At 65.2% G+C, this 20106-nt stretch carries 17 protein-coding genes; 3 read left to right on the plus strand and 14 right to left on the minus strand.

Going from position 1 to position 20106, the window contains the following annotated elements:
• Positions 1-441: 441 nt before the first annotated feature.
• The 5 genes from IEX78_RS12240 to IEX78_RS12260 all read right to left on the minus strand — a co-directional run bounded on the left by IEX78_RS12240 (position 442) and on the right by IEX78_RS12260 (position 4523).
• Positions 442-1443 carry an ABC transporter substrate-binding protein gene (locus tag IEX78_RS12240; protein ID WP_373291568.1) on the minus strand — a complete coding sequence of 334 codons (1002 nt, stop codon included), beginning with the start codon at positions 1441-1443 and terminating at the stop codon, positions 442-444.
• Between the two features lie 20 nt (positions 1444-1463).
• Positions 1464-2204 carry an ABC transporter ATP-binding protein gene (locus tag IEX78_RS12245; RefSeq protein WP_188829019.1) on the minus strand — a complete coding sequence of 247 codons (741 nt, stop codon included), beginning with the start codon at positions 2202-2204 and terminating at the stop codon, positions 1464-1466.
• A 127-nt stretch (positions 2205-2331) separates the two neighbouring features.
• The gene (locus IEX78_RS12250) at positions 2332-3138 is read right to left on the minus strand and encodes an ABC transporter permease (RefSeq protein WP_188829020.1); all 807 of its coding nucleotides are present in this window, start codon (positions 3136-3138) and stop codon (positions 2332-2334) included.
• 216 nt (positions 3139-3354) lie between these two features.
• Complete coding sequence (locus IEX78_RS12255; protein ID WP_188829021.1) at positions 3355-3603, minus strand: hypothetical protein; 249 nt, start codon at positions 3601-3603, stop codon at positions 3355-3357.
• Positions 3604-3893: 290 nt separating this feature from the next.
• Entirely contained in the window at positions 3894-4523 is a 630-nt protein-coding gene (locus IEX78_RS12260; RefSeq protein WP_188829022.1) for a TetR/AcrR family transcriptional regulator, read from the minus strand.
• An 88-nt stretch (positions 4524-4611) separates the two neighbouring features.
• On the opposite strand from IEX78_RS12260, the gene IEX78_RS12265 reads away from it, so the two are divergent.
• Positions 4612-5748: an epoxide hydrolase family protein gene (locus tag IEX78_RS12265; RefSeq protein ID WP_188829023.1), complete on the plus strand. Its 1137-nt coding sequence runs from the start codon at positions 4612-4614 to the stop codon at positions 5746-5748.
• Between the two features lie 887 nt (positions 5749-6635).
• On the opposite strand, the gene IEX78_RS12270 is transcribed toward IEX78_RS12265, so the two are convergent.
• Positions 6636-7769 carry a GTP-binding protein gene (locus IEX78_RS12270; RefSeq protein ID WP_229683905.1) on the minus strand — a complete coding sequence of 378 codons (1134 nt, stop codon included), beginning with the start codon at positions 7767-7769 and terminating at the stop codon, positions 6636-6638.
• Positions 7770-7835: 66 nt separating this feature from the next.
• Between IEX78_RS12270 and thiD the strand changes: the two genes are divergently transcribed.
• Entirely contained in the window at positions 7836-8678 is an 843-nt protein-coding gene (gene thiD, locus IEX78_RS12275; RefSeq protein WP_188829024.1) for a bifunctional hydroxymethylpyrimidine kinase/phosphomethylpyrimidine kinase, read from the plus strand.
• 626 nt (positions 8679-9304) lie between these two features.
• Here the strand turns inward: thiD and IEX78_RS12280 are convergent.
• Entirely contained in the window at positions 9305-10036 is a 732-nt protein-coding gene (locus IEX78_RS12280; protein ID WP_229683906.1) for a TetR/AcrR family transcriptional regulator, read from the minus strand.
• A 107-nt stretch (positions 10037-10143) separates the two neighbouring features.
• Here IEX78_RS12280 and IEX78_RS12285 point away from each other — a divergent pair, with 107 nt between their 5' ends.
• Entirely contained in the window at positions 10144-10785 is a 642-nt protein-coding gene (locus IEX78_RS12285) for a class I SAM-dependent methyltransferase (RefSeq protein WP_188829026.1), read from the plus strand.
• A 26-nt stretch (positions 10786-10811) separates the two neighbouring features.
• Here the strand turns inward: IEX78_RS12285 and IEX78_RS12290 are convergent, their stop codons facing one another.
• The 7 genes from IEX78_RS12290 to IEX78_RS12320 form a co-directional block, all read right to left on the minus strand.
• On the minus strand, positions 10812-11456 hold the full coding sequence (locus IEX78_RS12290) for a TetR/AcrR family transcriptional regulator (protein WP_188829027.1): 645 nt from the start codon (positions 11454-11456) through the stop codon (positions 10812-10814).
• A 4-nt stretch (positions 11457-11460) separates the two neighbouring features.
• Positions 11461-12231, minus strand: coding sequence for an enoyl-CoA hydratase family protein (locus tag IEX78_RS12295; RefSeq protein ID WP_188829028.1), 771 nt, complete (start codon positions 12229-12231; stop codon positions 11461-11463).
• A 187-nt stretch (positions 12232-12418) separates the two neighbouring features.
• Positions 12419-13579: an acyl-CoA dehydrogenase family protein gene (locus IEX78_RS12300; RefSeq protein ID WP_188829029.1), complete on the minus strand. Its 1161-nt coding sequence runs from the start codon at positions 13577-13579 to the stop codon at positions 12419-12421.
• Entirely contained in the window at positions 13576-15570 is a 1995-nt protein-coding gene (locus IEX78_RS12305; protein WP_188829030.1) for an ATP-binding protein, read from the minus strand. Before IEX78_RS12305 ends, IEX78_RS12300 begins: the two co-directional genes overlap by 4 nt.
• Positions 15571-15581: 11 nt before the next feature.
• Complete coding sequence (locus tag IEX78_RS12310) at positions 15582-17180, minus strand: acyl-CoA carboxylase subunit beta (protein ID WP_188829031.1); 1599 nt, start codon at positions 17178-17180, stop codon at positions 15582-15584.
• A complete protein-coding gene (locus IEX78_RS12315; protein WP_188829032.1) occupies positions 17177-18328 on the minus strand; it encodes an acyl-CoA dehydrogenase family protein in 1152 nt (383 codons plus the stop codon). Before IEX78_RS12315 ends, IEX78_RS12310 begins: the two co-directional genes overlap by 4 nt.
• Entirely contained in the window at positions 18325-20040 is a 1716-nt protein-coding gene (locus IEX78_RS12320; protein ID WP_188829033.1) for an acyclic terpene utilization AtuA family protein, read from the minus strand. Before IEX78_RS12320 ends, IEX78_RS12315 begins: the two co-directional genes overlap by 4 nt.
• Positions 20041-20106 lie beyond the last annotated feature (66 nt).

The raw sequence follows: 20106 nt of genomic DNA on the forward strand, positions 1-20106 counted from the left end.
GCTCGCAGCGGACGGTGCCGCACTTGCGTGATGGCCGCATGCGCATGTGGCGGGCAGTGCGTGTGCGCTTATGTGCGTTGGGCCAGCGGTGCGTGCGCTTGTGTACGTGAGGCGGGCCCTGGCGACGGGCGTCGGGGCACGCGTGGGCGGGCGTACGCGGGGCGGGCGGCCGGGGTACGCCGAGGACGTGGCGTAGCCGCAGCCGACGCGTGACACACGTGTGCACGGGGCAGCTGCTGGCGATGGCACTGGCGCGCGAACGAGCGGCGGGGTGCGCGCGGACGCGGAAGGCGTGACGTAGTCGCAGCGGCGCGTGACGCACGTGTGCATGGCTCGCGTACGCGCGGGGGCAGCGACGTGTGCAAGAAAGGTGACACACTTCGTGCGCGAATTGCGGTGCGGCGCACGTGAATCCAGGTCACGTGCGCCGCAGTCCAACTCTTACGACTTGTCGAAACGAGTGTCCACGTACGACTTGAAGTCAACCTTGCCCGGGATCGCCTTCGCCTTCGTGAACGCGTCCGCAATCTCTTGCTCCGACGCGATTACCTTGTCGTCCAACTTGATTGGGTTCTTGATCGAGCGCGTCCACGTGGTGCGCGATGCGTCGACGCTGATCTGGGTGAGTTCGGCGTACTTGGTCGACCAGACGTCGAGGTTGTCCGACGACCACTTCGTCGCGGCGGCGTAGCGCTTGAAGAAGTCGGCGAGTGCCGCCGACTTGCCCGGGTCGGCCAGCGCCTTCTTGCCCGCTGCCCAGAAGTTGTAGCCGTTAGCGGCCTGGTCGGCGGTGGCGATCGACTTCGCGCCGATCTCCTTTTCCGCGATCGCGGTGTAGGGGTCCCAGGTGGCCCACGCATCGACGTCACCGCGGGTCAGCGCGGCGTAACCGTCAGCGGGGGCGAGGTAAACCGGCTCAACGTCGCTCAGCGAAAGGCCAGCCTTCTGCAGTTGAAGCAGCAGGTTCGCGTTCGCCGAACTGCCCTTGAAGACCGCGACCTTCTTGCCCTTCAGCGCGGCGACCGAGGTGGTGGTTGAGTCCTTGCCGACGAGGATCGCGTCGCCCTTACCGGTCGCCGACAGCGCGCCAACGACCTTGATGTCAGCGTTAGCCGCCGCACCGAAAATGACTGGGGTGTTGCCGGTTTGGGCGATGTCGATCCCGCCCGCGCTCGCCGCCTCAACCAGCGGAAGGCCAGCCGTGAAGGTGGAGAACTCGATCTTGTACGGCAGGTTTTCCAGCTGGCCCGACGCCTTGAGCAGCACCTCGATCGAAATCGCCTTCTGGTCACCGACTTTCAGCGTGACGGTGCTCAGGTCGACCGGTCCGCTCGGCGCGGCTTCGGTCGCGTCGTCGCCGCAAGCGCTGAGCGACAGCGCGGCGACAACGGCGAGAGCAAGTCCGGCGATGCGGGACTTCGGGGTGCGTTTCACTTCGAACAACTTTCGTGCGGGTGGGTAAATCAGTGGGTCACGCCGAGCAGCGTGAGCAGCTCGGTCGTGTAGTTGGCCAGGTTCGCTTGGACGCGCGGGCGCGGGAGGTCGATGGCGACGTCAGCGGCGATGCGACCCTCATCGAGCACGAGGACGCGGTCGGCGAGCGTTACCGCTTCGGCGACGTCGTGGGTCACGAGCAGCACCCCGAACGCACGTTTGGCGTGCAGGTTGAGCAGCAGGTTGTGCATGGTCAGGCGAGTGAGGGCGTCGAGCGCGCCGAAGGGTTCATCGAGCAGCAGGAGGGTTGGCTCGGCGACGAGCGCGCGGGCCAGCGCGGCGCGTTGCGCTTCGCCGCCCGACAGCGTGAGCGGCCACGCGTCGGCCCGATCCTTGAGCCCAACTTCGGCGAGTACGTCGCGGGCGACGGCCAAATCGGCGCGACGCCTACGCGGCTTCGGTCGACCAAGCGCGACGTTGCGCACAACGGGCTGCCAGGGAATGAGCCGCGGTTCCTGGAACATGATCGTCGGCTTGCCGTCGACGGAAACCTCACCGCGCGTTGGGGAATCGAGTCCACGCAAGATGCGCAGCAACGTTGATTTCCCCGACCCACTGCGCCCAACGAGCGCGACGATCTCGCCCGCACCGATCTCCAGATCGATCCCGTCGAGCACAGTGCGCTCACCAAAGTCTTTGCGGAGACCCATGATTCGAGTGACCGGCTTGCGCGACTTGCTGGTGATGGGCGTGACGGCGGCAGCAGTCATGATGCGATCCTCGCGCTAGTGGGAAGGTGAACTCCGTCGGAACCTGCCGCGCTGGGCGCACTAATGCGTGCGGGACGTAATGGGAGCGGCCGACGCTCGACACCCGCGACGGGAGCGGTCTCACGCATCAGCGGCCAACCCTCGGCTGCCAGCGCAACGCGCGGCGTTCCAGCAAACGGACGATGGCGTCGGTGCCGAGGCCAAGCAGGCTGTAGATCACCAGGCCGAAGACAACGATGTCGGTGCGGAGGAATTCGCGGGCGTTGTTGATCACGAACCCGAGGCCCGCGCTCGCGTTGATCTGCTCAGCGACGATCAGCGAAAGCCATGCGATACCAAGGCTTTGCCGTGCGCCAACCAAGATTTGCGGCAGCGCGCCAGGGAGGACAAGCAGTCGGAGGCGTTCGAGGAAAGTAAGGCCGAGGGCGTCGCCGAGTTCGATGAGTTTCGGGTCGAGCTGGCGGATGCCCGCGAACGTGTTCAGGTACAGCGGGAAGAAAACGCCGAGCGCGATCAGGTAGACCTTCGGTTCCTCGCCAATGCCGAACCAGATGATGAACACCGGGATCAGGCCGAAAAGTGGGATGGTGCGCAACATTTGGAGCGGCGGGTCGACGGCGTACTCGCCAATCTTGCTCAGCCCAGCGAGAATCCCCAGCGCGAGCGCGAGCACCGCGCCGAGCGCGAAACCGTAAAGCGCGCGCTGTCCCGAAACCAGCAACGCGTCGATGAGCTGGCCCGACTCGAACGTTTGCACCCCGGCGTCGAACACCGCCGACGGCGCTGGCAGCTTTTTCGCCGAGATCCACCCCGAGCTGCTGCCAACCTGCCAGATCAGCAATAGCGCAAGCGGTGCAAGCGCGCGCAGAAACCCAGCGCGACGGTAAAACGCGACCCGTCGGACGTCGGTTGCGGCGGGCTTGACCAAGAGCATTCCTGCATGGTGCCGTCCATGGTCGGCGACCGACAGGGTTCAAATCACCTCGAGAAGAACCGGACTCGCAACCGAGCGGTTGCCATCGAGCTGGCATTTTCGTGCAAGTTCGCAGCCTCGCCCCCGAAATTCGCCCCTTTAAGCTTGAACGCGCACGTTTATGCCATTTCGGAATATGCGCGGCCTCAGCAACCGGGCTAGCAGCGTCGCCCGCCATCACGTTGCCAGCCTGCTGCGTCGCCGCCCGCCGCAGTCGCGCTGGCCGCCGCCGACGCGTCGCCCACGTGCTACCGCGTGACCGTCCGCCGTCGCGTCGCCCCGCGCCGTCACGTCGTCGGGGTGCCACCGCATCGCACCGCCACTCGCTGCCGTGCCCACCACCGCCGTCGCATCGCCCGCTTCGTCGCCCATCCGCCACCGCGTCCACCGCCCGCTGCGGCTTCGTCTACTCGCCACCGCGTCCATCGCCGCCATCCATGGTCGGCGACCGACAGGGATCAAATCACTTGAGAAGAACCGGCTTTGCAACTGAACGGTTGCAATCGAGCTGGCATTTTCGTGCACGTTCGCGGGCCCGACTCCGAAACTTGCCCCTTCGGGCTTGAACGCGCACGTTTATGCCATATCGGGACGCGCACGGCCCCAGCAGTCGGGTCGCGGTCACGTCGACTGCCTGCCACGGGCCCGCCCGCGCTGTGGGTCCGCGCGACAGCCCATCGGTGGCCGCAACACCCACGATCCCGCCTTAACAGCACCTACCGCTGCCAGCGAAAAGCGAACTCTCCTTCAGCAGGCGGTGGGCCCGGCAAATCCCCCTCAACGCTCATCCCATCGACCAAAACCGCCAACATCCGGGCCCGCAGCTCGGCGGTGCGCACCGGGTCGGGCGTTGCGATCGCCGCGCACGACTCCAGTACTAAACCCACGTCCTGCGCCGTGAAATCGGGGCGCAGCTTGCCCGCCGAATGCGCGCGGCCCACAAGCTCGGAAACCGCCTCCCCCGAGTGGCGCACATCCGGCCACATCTCGTCGCTAGGCGTGAACGTGCCCGCCAACTTCACTGTCAACGAGTGCACGTCCGCCGCGACAACCCGCTGCAAAAACCCAACGAATCCGCGCCAGCCGTCCGAATCCTCCAGTGCCGCATCAGCTTCGGTGTTGAAACGCCGCAACCCCTCGTGGCAGAGCGTGCGCAACAGCACCTCCTTGCTCGGGTAACGCCGGTACAGCGCGCTGATCCCGACGCCAGCCCGCTCGGCGACGGCGGCGATCGGTGCGCCCGGATCAGCGAGGAAAACCGTGCGAGCGGCGTCGAGGATGAGCCCGTCGTTGCGCGCCGCTTGCGCTTTGCGACCCGGCAACCTGCGAGTTTGTGTTTCTGACATGAATCCGAGTTTACCACTTGAAACGGAATGCTCTGTTCTGTTAAGGTCTAAACAGAACGAAACATTCCGTTTCAAACAAGGAGCGATCATGACCGCCGCCATCACCCCCTTCGTCATCGACATCCCGCAGACCAAGCTCGACGACCTCGCCGCCCGCCTGCGCAACGCCCACTTCCCCGAAGAACTGCCCGGCGTCGGCGATGCGTATGGCGTTCCGGTGAGTCGAATTCAGCAGCTGACCAACTACTGGATCAACGAATTCGATTGGCGCGCGCTCGAATCCGAGCTCAATGCCTACCCGCAGTTCACCACCGAAGTGGACGGCGAGGACATCCACTTCCTGCACGTCCGCTCGTCGCGGGAAGATGCGACGCCGGTGATCCTCACCCACGGCTGGCCGGGTTCGATCCTGGAATACGTCGACGTGATCGCTGCGCTCACCGAGCCGGAAAACGCCACCGAACCGGCGTTTCACGTCGTGATCCCGTCGCTCCCGGGCTTCGGATTCTCGGGCCCAACCCGCTCGACCGGCTGGAACCGCTACCGCACGGCCCGCGCGTGGGTGGAGTTGATGTCGCGGCTGGGCTACGAGCGCTATGGCGCGATCGGCAACGACGGCGGGTCGATGGTGTCGCCCGAGGTCGGCCGGATCGCTCCCGACAACGTGATCGGCGTGCACGTCACCCAACTGTTCTCGTTCCCGTCGGGCGACCCGAGCGAATTCGAAGGCCTCTCCGAAGCCGACATGGCCGCGTTGCAGCACCTGCAGTGGTTCCACGAGAACAAGATGGCGTTCAACACCCTGCACAGTCAGCAGCCGCAGACCCTCGCCTACGCGCTCGCCGACAGCCCCGTCGGCCTGCTCGGGTGGAACGCGCAGCTGTTTGGTGAGTCGGTTGACGCGCGGTTTGTTGTCGCGAATGTGGCGTTGTACTGGCTCACCGGGACGTCGGGTTCGTCGCTGCGCTTCTACTACGAAGACGCCCACGCCACCGAGCACCCGACCGAGCCGACCACGGTGCCGACCGCCCTCGCGATGTTCGCTGGCGATTTCCAGTCGATCCGCCGCTTCGCCGACCGCGACCACAGCAACATCGTGAGCTGGAATTCCTACGACACCTCGACGGGCGAGGGTGGCGCGAACGACGCGGCTGGCCACTACGCCGCGCACGAGGCGCCCGACGTGCTCGTCGGCGACATCCGCCAGTTCTTCGCGAAGCTGTAGAGGTCCGATCGCGGCCCACGCTCCCCTCATCGGTGCGTGGGTCGCGATCGTTCCCTGTCGAATCATTCACCAGTACAAGCAGATCCGCGTGTTCTTGTTGCCAATCAGAGATGTTCGCGCGATCGGACCCAGGTCAACGCGGGGTCGGCGCGCCCCGCGTTGCGATCGCCAATTAGAGATGTTCACGCACCGAACCCGGGTCGGCGCCGAATCTGGCACGGCCGCGTTGCGATCGCCGATCAGGGGTGTCCGCTCCCGAGCCCAGGTCAGCACAGGGTCGGGAACGCTCGCGTTGTGATCGCCGATCAGACGTGTTCGCGCGCCAGGATCCAGGTCGCAGCGCCGGTCGGCGCGCCCCGCGTTGCGATCGCGAACCAGAAATGTTCCCGCACCGGAGCCCAGGTCAGCGCCGGTCGGGGACCCCGTGTCGCGATCGCCAATTAGAGGTGTTCACGCACCGAACCCGGGCCGGCACCGTCTGACACGGCCGCGTTGGGGTCGCCAACCAGAAGTGTTCGCGCGCCAGGATCCAGGTCGACGCGGGGTCGGCGCTCCCCGCGTTGCGATCGCGAACCAGAAATGTTCCCGCACCGGAGCCCAGGTCAGCACCGGCCGGGAACCCCGCGCCGCGATCGCCAATTAGAGGTGTTCACGCACCGAACCCGGGCCGACACCGAATCTGGCACGGCCGCGTTGGGGTCGCCAACCAGAAGTGTTCGCGCGCTGGCAGGCCCACGTTGCGATCGCCGATCGGAGGTGTTCGCGCGCCGCGCACCAAGTCGGGATAGGTCGGCCATCCCCCGCGTCGCGATCGCCGCACAGGGCGTTCGCGCGCCGGAACTCCGGTGAGCACCGGGTCGGGTGTGCCCAGCATTGCGGTCGCCCAATCAGAGATGTTCGTGTGCGGGGCCCCAGGTGGGGATGGGGTCGGGGAGGGTGTGCCAACCGGTGGGGTCGGCGAATTCGGTTTCGGTGAGCAAGGCCGCGTCTAGTGCGCGGCGTACGCGAGGGCCGTCGAGGTGGACGCCGATGAATACGATTTCCTGGCCAGCGGGCAGTTCAAGTTCCGCCCACCATGCGCCCGGTTCGAAGGTGAGGTTGGGGCCGGCTTGCGACCAGATCGCGGCGAGGTCGGGCCGGGTCGCGAGCCAGCAGAAGCCCTTGCTGCGCAGCACTCCTCGCATTTGCGCGAGGGCGTCGAAGAGGCGCTGTGGGTGGAACGGGCGGTCGGCGGTGTAGGTGATGCTGCTGATGCCGTATTCCTCGGTTTCGGGCGTGTGGCCGCCCGCGAGCTCCTCGGCCCAACCGTCGGATTCGGCGGCGACGATCGGGTTATAGCGGCCGGTGCTGAGCACCTCGTCGAGCGCGATTTTCCCGCGCTCAGCCCGCACGATGTGGGCGCGGGAGTTGAGGCGACGCACTGTCGCTTCGACGGTCGCCGCCGCATTCGCGCTCACGAGATCAGCTTTGGAAATCAGGATTACGTCCGCGAATTCGACTTGGTCGACGAGCAGGTCGGCGATAGTGCGCGAATCCCCCTCGCCCGCTTCAAGATTCCGCGCAGCCAGCGCTTCGCCGCGCACCAGTTCCGCGAGGAACGTCGACGCGTCAACGACCGTGACCATCGTGTCGAGCTTGGCGATGTCGCCAAGGCTGAACCCGTCCTCGAATTCCCAATCGAAGGTCGCCGCGACGGGCATTGGTTCGGAGATGCCGGTCGATTCGATGACGAGTTGGTCGAAGCGGCCGTCGCGCGCGAGGCGGGCGACGGCCTCGATGAGGTCTTCGCGCAGCGTGCAGCAGATGCAACCGTTGGTGAGTTCGACGAGTTTTTCCTCGGTGCGGTCGAGGTGGCCCTGACCCGCGATGAGCGCGGCGTCGATGTTGACCTCGCTCATGTCGTTGACGATCACCGCGATCCGACGCCCTTCGCGGTTGGCGAGCAGGTGGTTGAGCAGGGTGGTTTTGCCCGCGCCGAGGAAGCCGGAAAGGACGGTCACGGGGATGCGATTAGCGGTCACGAGTTAATGATAATGGTTTTCATTTGCTAGAGAGAAAGCGGGTGCGTCAGGCTTTAGGGTGAAGGCGTGAATCTGCTTCCGCTCGCCCCCAACGGCACAACCCCCGTCCGCGCGCTCACCATCGCGGGCACCGATTCCGGCGGCGGCGCGGGCATTCAAGCCGATTCGCGCACGATGGCGCTGTGCGGCGTGCACGCGTGCGTCGCGGTTGCGGCGGTGACCGTGCAGAACTCGGTTGGCGTGAGCGGGTTTCACGAGATTCCGCCGAGCATCGTCGCCGACCAGGTGCGAGTTGTGGTGAGCGACATCGGGATTGGCGCGGCGAAGACAGGCATGCTCGCGTCGACAGCCATCATCGAAGCCGTCGCGGACGTGTGCGCGGAAGTGGGGATCGGGCGAAATGGGAGCGTTCCGCTGGTCGTTGACCCGGTCGCGGCGTCGATGCACGGCGACCCGCTGCTGCACGAATCCGCACTCGACGCCGTGCGCAACACGCTCATTCCGCTCGCGACTGTCGTGACCCCCAACCTCGACGAGGTCCGGCTGATCACCGGCATCGAGGTGGTCGATGACGCGACCGCGCGTCAGGCCGCGCAAGCCCTACACAAGCTTGGCGCGCAGTGGGCGATCGTGAAGGGTGGACATTTGCGCTCGTCAGACCGCAGCGTTGACCTGCTTTTCGACGGCGACACGTTCACCGAATTCGACGCCCCTCGCATCGCGACCGGCAACGACCACGGCGGCGGCGACACCCTCGCGGCGGCAATCGTGTGCGCGCTGGCCAATGGCTACACGGTGCCGGATGCGGTTGCGTTCGCGAAGGAGTGGACGTACCGCTGCTTGGCGGCGTCGTACGACCTGGGCGCTGGGCATGGCCCGGTGTCGCCGTTGTGGCGACTTGAATCCTGACCGGGGTGCAGCGAGCAGCACGTCAGCCCGCTGCTGATGCCACCCGCGGCGGATTTGCCCTCCTGCGATTCCCACTGCCAGTTACGCGCACTAGCGAATGGTTGGCGGCGCCGTACGACCGCGGACGTCGGGTGTGGCCCGATGTCACCGTTGTGGCGACTCGACCGCATCGCTGCGGACGAGCACGGGGAATGCGACGCGCATCTGGCCTGTCGCTGATGCCACCCGTGGCGGGTGAACCCTGCTGCCGGCGCCGTACGACCAGGGCGCTGGCCACGGCCGGTGTCGCCGTTGTGGCGACTCGAACCCTGACCGGGTGCGGCAGGGCAGCGCGTCCGCTCGCTGATGCCACCCGTGGCGGGTGAACCCTGCAGTCGGCGCCGTGCGACCTGGGCGCTTGCCACGGCCCGGTGTCGCCATTGTGGCGACTTGAATCCTGACCGGGTGCGGCAGGGCAGCGCGTCCGCCCGCTGATGCCACCCGCGATAGTTGGGGTCCGCTGAGACGCGCACGATGTGGCCCGGCCAGCCGGAGTTGATGTCAGCCTGCGGTGGCGGTTCGGCCGCGTAAGGACGGGCGCGGGACTGGCTGAGCTTCCCCATGCTGATGTCGCCACCGGTGGCGGTTTAGTCCTGTGCGGTCTCGGTGAAAGCCGCAGACAAGGGCTGGGTTAGGTCTATTGCGATGCCGTTAAAGCGCGAATGCGCTACCGCCAAGGCGGAAATGCTTTCGGTTAGGTAATCGACGAAACGGTCGAGTTCCATCGGCGACGACGCGCCCACATTCGCGCCTAACCACCAGTCCGTTGCCGATGCGACCGCGCCGAAAATCGAATAGTTCACCAATTCGATGCCCATCACGTCGACCGAACCCGGCGACAACATCGCGCTCAACAATTCCGCCGCGGTGCGGGCGGTTTGGCGCGCGGTTTCGAGTGCGCGTTCGGATTCGCGTGCCTGCTGGCTGAAATGGCTGTGCAGGATGAAGCGAAAAACGTTGGGGTGGCTGGTGATTTCGGCGACGTACTCGGCGACGCCGCGATGAATGAGTTCGCTCAAGGTGTCGTTAGTGAGGTCGACGCCACCAAGCATGCGCTCCCACAACACTTCTCGCACGCGGTCGACAATCGCGTTGTAGAGGTCGGCCTTGTCGGCGAAATGGCGGTAGAGCTTGGGTTTGGCCGCGCCCGCTTCTTTGGCGATGTCGCCCATGCTCACATCGGGGCCAAGCGCGTCGAGCGCGCGAAACGCCGCGTCGATGAACTCGGTGCGAACCTGGACTCGATGTTCTCGCCAACGCTCGGATCGGGCGTCGACGCGGCGGCCCTGCTGGTCAGTGGGTCGGGTCGCGCGAGTCACGCCGGGGATATTACCGGCGAGTGGAGCGATCTTGGTCGGCAGTTCACATTTTGCCGATTCAGCAAAGAATCTGGCGCACATTTGACCTATTCGCACATTCTTGTTTCATGAATCACGAGCACAACGACACCCACACGGCGACAAAGTACGGCGAGGAATTCTGGGAAGAGTTCTACCGCGATCGTCCGCAGATTTGGACCGGAAATCCCAACGCGCTACTGGTGCGCGAAGTCAGCGATCTCACGCCCGGCACCGCGCTTGACCTGGGCTGCGGCGAGGGCGGCGACGCGATTTGGCTCGCCGAACGCGGCTGGAAAGTGACGGCGGTTGACGTGTCGCCGACCGCGATTGAGCGTGGCAAAACGCGCGCCGCCGGACTCGACATCACTTGGGCGGCACACGACCTTCAGCATGACTTTCCCGAAGGCACCTTCGACCTGGTCAGCGCGCAATTCCTGCATTCGCCCAACGAACGGCCCAATGAGCGGGCCGAGATTCTGCGACGTGCTTCGCAGGCAGTCGCCGTGGCGGGGCGACTCGTGATTGGCAGCCATTTCGGGATGCCGAGCTGGGCAACGCATCGGCACGACATGGACCTGCCCAGCATTTCCCAGACACTCGAACAGCTCGCGCTCGGGCCGAATTGGCACGTCGAAATGGCTGAGCTGATTTTCGCCGAGGCGGTCTCTCCTGAAGGCGAGGTCGGCGAGCGGTCCGACAGCGTGTTGCGCATTCGCCGCGACTCGTGATGCACGACTGACCTCGCAGGTCGGGCCTAATCCTCTTGCGGCGCTTCCTTTTTCGCGAGCATCGTGCCCTCAAGCGCGAGGTGCAAGGTCTTTGACCACTGGTCGATAATCTGCTTGCGGCGGGCTGAGTCGTCGGTGAGGACGTCGGCCAAGCCGAGGCCACGGGCCAGGTCGAGAGTGGCTTGGACCAGGTGGTGGGCGACCGGATCGGAATCATCTACGCCAAGTCCCTCGACCGCGCGGCGGTGGGCGATGCGACCAAAGTGCGCTTCCAGCGGCACAATTCGTTCGCGCAGGACAGGGTCGGTAGTCGCGTGCGTCCACACTTGCAACGCCGCCTTGAAGAACGGCGACGTGTACGACTCAACGAGCGCCTTCACCACCGCGTGCGTGCGAACCGCGCCTGGCGGGATCTCACGGATGAGTATCTGTTCGGCCTTCGACATGTCCATTCGGTTGTCGAACATGTACTCAAGCGCGGCGGCGATCAGCTCTTCCCTGGTCGGGAAATGATGCTGCGCCGCACCCCGTGACACGCCAGCACGCTCGGCGACCGTCGACACCGTCGCCCCGGTCCACCCGGTTTCGGCGAGGCAGTCGATGGTCGCCTCAAGCAACCGCTGTCGGGTGACCCGACTGCGGTCCTGCTTGGGTTCGTGAGGTGTAGCCATGCGGCTATTGTGCCCAGTTCGGTAGTCGCTTCTGGAAGAAGGCCGTCATACCTTCGATCACCTCGGGGGTGCCGAAGAAGCCCGCCGACCGCTTCGCCAGCGCCTCAGCTTCGGCATCGAAGGTCGCGAGCAACTGCGCGTTGACGAGTCGCTTCGACTCGGCGAGACCCTGCGGCGAACCCTTCCGCAGCTCGCCACACAGGCGTTTCACCTCGGCAGCCGCGTCGTCGGCAGCGACGGTGATAAGGCCGATTTCTTGCGCGGTCGCCGCGTCGAACTTCTCGCCGGTGAGGAAATACCGGCTTGCCGCACGCTGGCTGAGCCGGGGTACCAGGGTGAGCGAGATCATGAATGGTGCCATGCCGATGCGCACCTCGGTGAGCGCGAAGCTGCTGCTGGGCCCAGCGACGACGAGGTCGCAGGCCGCGATAATGCCCATGCCGCCCGCGCGGACGTTGCCGTCGATGTGCGCGACGACCGGTTTGTCGGAGGCAAGGATGCCGCGCAGCACGTCGATCATCACGCGCGTGCGCTGATCGGCGGCGGTAGCCGGGTCGGCGGTCGTTGCTTCCTTCAGGTCGGCACCCGCGCAGAAGGTGTCGCCGGTGTGTGCGAGCACGATGCCGCGCACGGCCGGATCTTCATTGGCCTGATTGATACCCGCGACAAGTTCACGAACAAGCTTGGATGACAAGGCATTTCGGTTGTGCGGCGAATCGAAGGTGAGCGTGGCGAATCCGTCGGCCACGTCGTACCGGACGAAGGGTTCTTCCACGATGCTCTCCTAGGTAGAGGTGAAACGGTTGGATGCCACGAGCGGAGCCCAGCGGCATGCGGAGACGAGGGCCGAAGGCTTGACACCTCAACGCCAAGCGCGATGCCAAACGCTGGCGAGCTGCCCGAGGCCCAATGCGCGCACGCAATGTGCGCGACATCGAGGCTCTGGGCAGCGCGGCCAAACATCAGTACGAGCGCGGCAAACCGAGCGAGTGCTGGGCGACGAAGTTCAAGATCATCTCGCGGCTGACCGGCGCGACACGCATGATGCGTGCGGCACCGAGCATGCCGGCCAAGCCGACCTCGGCCGTGAGACCCGAACCGCCGTGGGTCTGAATCGACTGGTCGAGCGCCTTGATCGACGCTTCGGCACCGGCGTACTTGGCCATGTTGGCCGCCTCCGCCGCGCCGAACTCGTCGCCGGAGTCGTAGAGCACCGCGGCCTTCTGCATCATCAGACGCGCGAGCTCGAGTTCGATCTTGACCTGGGCGAGCGGGTGCGAAATGCCCTGGTGCGCACCGATCGGTGTCTTCCACACCTGACGCTGGTTGGCGTACTCAACCGCACGATCAAGCGCGTAACGGCCCATGCCGATGCCCATTGCCGAGCCCATGATGCGCTCGGGGTTCAGGCCAGCGAAGAGCTGCGCGAGCGCGGCGTCTTCGGCACCGACAAGCGCGTTCGCGGGCAGGCGAACGTCGTCGAGGAACAGCGTGAACTGGCGATCTGGCTCCGAGAAGTCCATGTCCTGGGCGGTCTTGTTGAACCCAGGTGTGTCGGTTGGCACGATGAACAGCGCGGGCTTGAGCTTGCCCGTCTTGTTGTCTTCGGTGCGCGAGACGATCAGCACAGCGTCGGCTTGGTCGACACCCGAGATGAAGATCTTGTTGCCGTTGAGGATCCAGTCGTCACCATCGCGGCGAGCGGTGGTGGTGATCTGGTGCGAGTTCGAGCCAGCGTCGGGTTCGGTGATGCCGAACGCCATGATCTTGCTGCCGTCGGCGAGACCGGGCAGCCACTCCTGCTTCTGCTCATCGGTGCCGTACTTGGCAATGATCGTGCCGCAGATCGCGGGCGAAACGACCATCAGCAGCAGGCCAGCGCCCTGGGTGGCGAGCTCTTCGAGCACGAGCGACAGCTCGTAGATGCCAGCGCCACCGCCGCCGTACTCCTCAGGCAGGTTGACGCCGATGAAGCCGAGCTTGCCCGCTTCGTTCCAGAGCTCGGTGAGCGGCTCGTGCTTGAGCACCTTCGGGCGGACGTAGTCGCGGTAGTTGTACTTCGCGGCAAGCGCGGCTACCGCAGCGCGCAGCGCCTTCTGCTCTTCCGTTTCGATGAAGCTCATGACTGCTCCTGCTCCTGTTCCTCGACCACCGCGAGTACTGTCCCGACCTCAACCTGTTGGCCTACGGTCACATTCAATGCACTGAGAATGCCGGTGGCAGGCGCGGCGATGGTGTGTTCCATCTTCATCGCCTCAAGCCACAGGATGGGCTGACCGTGCTGCACGAGGTCGCCCTCGGCGGCACCGAGCCGAATAACACTGCCGGGCATCGGCGCGAGGAGCGAACCGGCGGCGACCTGCGTTGACGGGTCGGTGAAGCGCGGCAGGCGACGGACCGAGACCGGGCCGAGCGGCGAGTCGACCGCGACGAGGTCGCCGTACCGCGCGACGTCGAACTGGCGACGAACAACGCCGCGCTCCCCCGGCACACCAAGCACGACACGGTCGGGACTGACCGAAATCAGTTCCAGCCCTTCGTAGCCCGCGACATCGATGCCAGTGCGCGTGAACCGGTAGCTGACCTCGTGCACGCCACTCGTACGACTTTCATACGACTTACGCTGCGGTGCCGAAGCCAGATTGCGCCAGCCACTCGGAGTGAGCGAACCAATGCGCGATGCAGCTCGATTCTTAGCCGAATCCGCAAGTGCCGCAGCAACAATCGACAACGCCTCGTCGCTCTCGCTGACCAGTGGCGCGGACAGCACGGCGAGGTCGTGAGTAGCGAAGAACGCGGTATCGGTATCGCCAGCGAGGAAGGCCGGGTGCCGAAGCACGCGGACAAGCAGGTCGCGGTTGGTGACGAGACCGTGAATCTTGGCGCGCTGCAACGCGGTTGCGAGCAGATGCGCGGCCTCAGCTCGCGAATCGGCGAAAGAGATGACCTTGGCCAACATCGGGTCGTAGTGCACCCCGACGACCGAGCCGTCGACAATGCCGGTGTCGAGACGAATGCCCGACTGGTCGAGCACCGTGAATTCGCCCGCGGTGAACGGGATGTCGATGCGTTCGACGGTGCCGCTCTGCGGCTGCCAATCGTTGGCGGGGTCTTCGGCGTACAGCCGGACCTCGATCGAGTGGCCGCGCTGCGCGGGCTGTTCAGTGGGCAGCGGCAGCCCCGACGCCACCTGCAATTGCAGGCGAACCAGGTCGAGTCCGGTGGTTTGCTCAGTGACCGGGTGCTCAACTTGCAGGCGCGTGTTCATCTCAAGGAAGAAGAACTCGCCCTGCTCGTCGGCTAGGAACTCGACCGTGCCAGCGCCTTCGTAGCCGATGGCCTCGGCGGCGAGCCGGGCAGCGTCGAAGAGCCGCTTGCGCATGCCGTCGAGCTTCTCGACCAGCGGCGACGGTGCCTCTTCAACGACCTTCTGGTGACGACGCTGAATCGAGCATTCACGCTCACCGACCGCCCAGGTGGTGCCGAACGTGTCGGACATGACCTGGACCTCGATGTGGCGACCGGTCTCTAGATACCGCTCGCAGAACACTGTCGGATCGCCGAACGCCGACTCCGCTTCGCGCTGAGCCGCGGCGATCTGGTCGGCGAGTTCGCCGAGTTCGCGGACAACGCGCATACCGCGACCGCCACCGCCAGCGGACGCCTTGATGAGCACCGGCAGGTGCGCTTCGGTGACCTCGGCAGGGTCGAGCTCGGCGAGGACAGGAACGCCAGCCGCGTCCATCATCTTCTTGGACTCGACTTTGGAGCCCATCTGCTCGATCGCGGCAACCGGCGGCCCAATCCACACCAGCCCGGCATCTTGCACCGCGCGTGCGAATTCGGCGTTCTCCGAAAGGAATCCGTAGCCCGGGTGAATCGCGTCGGCACCGGCCGACAGCGCAGCCTCGATGATCAGCTCACCGCGCAGGTACGTCTCGCCAGGCGTGTTGCCGGGCAGGCGGATAGCGGCGTCGGCCTCGGCCACGTGCGGCGATGCCGCGTCGGCGTCGGAGTACACGGCCGTTGTGCCAATGCCCATCCGGCGACAAGTGGCGAACACACGGCGCGCGATCTCGCCACGGTTGGCAACAAGAACATTCGAGATTCCCATGTTCCCAGGCCTCACATTCGGAAGACGCCGAAGCCATCGGCGCCCTTGACGGGTGCGTTGTGAATGGCCGAGAGAGCCATCCCAAGCACAGTGCGGGTGTCGCGGGGGTCGATGATGCCGTCATCAAAGAGCCTGCCGGACAGGAACATTGGCATTGCCTCGGCCTCGATCTGCGCCTCGACCATCGCGGCGAGACCGGCGGCGCCTTCCTCGTCGAAGGGCAGCCCCTTCGACTCGGCAGCACCGCGCTGCACGATCGTGATGACGCCAGCGAGCTGCGCGCCGCCCATCACGGCCGACTTCGCGCTCGGCCATGCGAAAAGGAAGCGCGGGTTGAACGCGCGACCACACATGCCGTAGTGCCCGGCACCGTAGGAAGCGCCGACAAGCAGCGAAATGTGCGGCACCTTGGAGTTGGCGACCGCGTTGATCATCATCGCGCCGTGCTTGATGATGCCGCCGTGCTCGTACTCCTTGCCGACCATGTAGCCAGTGGTGTTGTGCAGGAACAACAGTGGCGTGTTCTTCTTGTTCGCGAGCTGAATGAACTGCGTTGCCTTCTGCGATTCCTCGGAGAAGAGCACCCCGCGCGCGTTGGCGAGGATGCCGATGGGGTAGCCGTTGATTTCGGCCCAGCCGGTGACCAGGCTCGACCCGTACAGCGGCTTGAACTCGTCGAAGTCCGACCCGTCGACAACGCGGGCGATGACTTCGCGCGGGTCGAACGGAATCTTGAGGTCTGACGGCACGATGCCGAGCAGTTCTTCGGGGTTGTAGAGCGGCGAGATGACTTCCTCGCGGGGCTCAGGCCCCTCCTTCTTCCAGTTCAGTCGACGAACGATGTTGCGCCCCAAGCGGATTGCGTCTTGTTCGTCGGCAGCCAGATAGTCGGCGAGGCCCGACGTGCGCGCGTGCATTTGCGCGCCTCCGAGGGTCTCGTCGTCGGAATCCTCACCCGTTGCCATCTTGACCAGCGGCGGGCCCGCGAGGAATACCTTCGCGCCGCCGTCGACCATCACGACGTAGTCGGACATGCCGGGGATGTACGCGCCACCGGCAGTGGAGTTACCGAACACCAGCGAGATGGTGGGAATGCCAGCGGCCGACGCCTGGGTGAGGTCGCGGAACATCGCGCCACCCGGGATGAAGACCTCTTTCTGCGTTGGCAGGTCGGCACCGGCGGACTCAACGAGCGAGATAACCGGCAGACGGTTTTCCCGAATGATCTCGTTGATACGCATCTGCTTGCGCAGGGTCCACGGGTTGGACGCGCCACCGCGCACGGTGGGGTCGGGCGCGACGACCATGCACTCGACGCCTTCGACAATGCCGATGCCCGCGATGGTCGACGCGCCTACCTGGAAGTCACTGCCCCACGCGGCGAGCGGGCACAGTTCGAGGAAGGGCGAATCCTCGTCGAGCAGTAGTTCGATGCGCTCGCGCGCGGTGAGCTTGCCGCGCTTGTGATGGCGAGCCACCTTGTCGGGGCCGCCGCCTGCGATGGCCTTGGCGAATTCGACTTCAACCTCGGCGAGTTTGGTCGACATCGCCTCAGCGGCCGCTGAGTATTCCGCCGACGAGGTGTCGAGCGTGGTTCGGAAAGCCGTCACGACTGGTACCCCAATACTTTCGACGCGAGCATGGTGAGGATCTCGTTGGTGCCGCCGCCAATACCGATGATGCGCACATCACGGTAGATGCGTTCCACCTCAGCTTCGCGCATGTAGCCCATGCCGCCGTGCAACTGAACGGCCTGGTTGGCGACCCACTCGGCCGTCTCGACCGCGTTGTTCTTGGCGAAGCACACCTGCGCGATGAGGTTGGCATCGCCTGCTGCGTAGCGCTCGACAAGCGAGCGGGTGTAGGTGCGCGAAATGTCGATGCGCTGCGCCATTTCGGTGAGCGTCATCTGGACCTTCTGGCGACTGATCAGCGGGCGACCGAAGGTCTGCCGATCGCGGCACCACGCGACGGTGAGGTCGAGTGCGCGCTGAGCGAGCGAATACGCCTGCACCGCGAGGCCAACGCGCTCGCTGACGAACGCGGCAGCGATCTGGGCAAAGCCCGAATTCTCCGCGCCGACAAGGTTTGTCGCCGGAACGCGCACATCGACGTAGGAAAGCTCAGCGGTATCCGAAGCAAGCCAGCCCATTTTCTCCAGCTTGCGGCTGACCGTGAAACCAGGCGTGTTCTTGGGCACGATGATGAGCGAGACGCCAGCCGCGCCCGGGCCACCGGTACGCACCGCCGTGACGACGAAGTCCGCGCGACAAGCTGAGGTGATGAAGGTCTTCGCACCGTTGATGATGAAATCGTCGCCGTCGCGTACCGCGGTGGTGGTGAGGTGACCAACGTCGGAACCGCCACCGGGCTCGGTGATGGCAAGCGAGCCGATGAGGTCGCCAGCGAGCGTTGGCTTGGCCCACTCGTCGATCTGCGCCTGGTTGCCCGAATTGATGATGTGCGGCAACGCGATTCCGCAGGTGAACAGCGAAGCCCACAGGCCGCCCGAACCGCCAGCAAGGTGGATTTCCTCGCCGACGATCACGGAGTCGAGCGCGTCCCCGCCCTCGCCGCCAGCCGACTCGGGGTAGTCGACGCCGAGCAGACCGAGCGCGCCCGCCTTCTTATGCAGCTCGCGCGGAAGTTCACCTTCGCGCTCCCAGGTATCGAGGTGCGGAAGTACCTCGCGCTCAACGAAACCCCGCACAGTCGAACGCAATTCGCGGCGTTCAGGGGTGTCCCATACCGATGTCATGGCAGCAACTCCGTCGGAATATCGAGGTGACGGGAACGCAGCCATTCGCCGAGTCCCTTAGCTTGCGGATCGAACCTGGCCTGGTAGGCGACGCCCTTGCCAAGCAGGCCCGAAATGATGAAGTTGAGTGCGCGCAGGTTGGGCAACACGTGCCGCGTGACCTCAAGCGGCGCGGTTTCGGGAAGCAGTTCCTTGAGCTTCTCGACGGTGAGCGTGTTGACCAACCACTCCCACTGCGCGTCGGTGCGTACCCACAGGCCGATGTTGGCGTCGCCGCCCTTGTCGCCACTGCGAGCGAGCACGATCGAGCCAAGCGGCGCACGGGTGGTTTCCCCGATTGCCGGGCTGGCAGGCAGCTGAGGTTCGGCGACGGGAGCCAGTTCAAGCGTGTCGGTAGCAGGCGCGATGTCGACCCGCGTGCCGTCGGCGAGCACAGCGACGTGCGGCACTTCATTCGCATCGACGAACCCGGGCGTGAACACGCCGTAGGGCGAGCCATTGCCTGGCAGCGAGGTGAATGTGGCACCCGGGTAGCTGGCCAAAGCCAATTCAACTGCCACATTGGAGAATTCGCGGCCAACCTTATTTGGGTCGGGATCACGCACCACACAGCGCAGCAGCGCGCTGGCCTGCTCTTCGGTCTCCGCGTCCGGCCGGTCGACGCGCGCGAGCGTCCAGCTGAGCTCGGCGGGCCGCACTGGCAACCATGCTTCAAGCTGCCGTTTGGCCAGCTCCGCTTTGGCGTCGATATCGAGCCCGGTGAGGATGAACTCCATCTCGTTGCGGAATCCGCCGAGCGTATTGAGCGACACCTTCAACTGCGGCGGTGGCGCTTCGCCAACAACGCCGTTGATGAGCACGCGGTCGGGCGCTTCCTGGCTTACCTGGATGGAGTCGAGCCGCGTGGTGACGTCGGGACCGGCGTAGCGCGCGCTCTGAATCTCGTACATGAGCTGGGCTTCGACCGTATCGACAGTGACCGTGCCGCCGGTGCCATCGTGCTTAGTGATGACACTCGACCCGTCGCGACGGATCTCAGCGATCGGGAAGCCCGGACGGCCAAGATCGCCAAGTTCCTTGAAGAACGCGAAGTTCCCGCCGGTGGCCTGGGTGCTGCACTCGATGACGTGACCCGCGACGACAGCGCCAGCCAACTCGTCGTAATCGCTTCTGCCCCAACCGAAATGGGCTGCGGCGGGACCGACGATGACCGACGCGTCGGTGACGCGACCAGTGACAACGATGTCGGCACCGGAGTTCAAACACTCAACGATGCCCCACGCACCGAGGTACGCGTTGGCGGTAAGCGGCTGACCCAGCCCAAGTTCGCCAGCGCGACCAACAAGGTCGTCGCCTTCAACGTGGGCGATCTTGGCGTCAAGCCCAAGCTCAGCGGCCACCTTGCGCAACCGTTCGGCAAGCCCGGCCGGGTTGAGCCCGCCCGCATTCGCGACGATCTGCACATTGCGCTCAAGCGCGAGGCCGAGGCACTCCTCGATCTGGCGCACAAAGGTTTTCGCGTAGCCGAGGCTTGGGTCTTTCATCCGGTCGCGACCCAGGATGAGCATGGTGAGTTCGGCTAGATAGTCGCCGGTGAGGACATCGAGTTCGCCGCCTTCGAGCATCTCCCGCATAGCGGAACGACGGTCACCGTAGAACCCGGAACAGTTGCCAATGCGGATGAGATCCGGGTTGGCGCTGAGGGTGCCCATGTGCGCGGTGCCTCCCTAAGACGTTGCGATGCACAGTGCAATCAGGATCACACTCCCCGCTAAAAA

This window comes from Nocardia camponoti, assembly GCF_014646135.1.
GTDB lineage: Bacteria > Actinomycetota > Actinomycetes > Mycobacteriales > Mycobacteriaceae > Nocardia > Nocardia camponoti.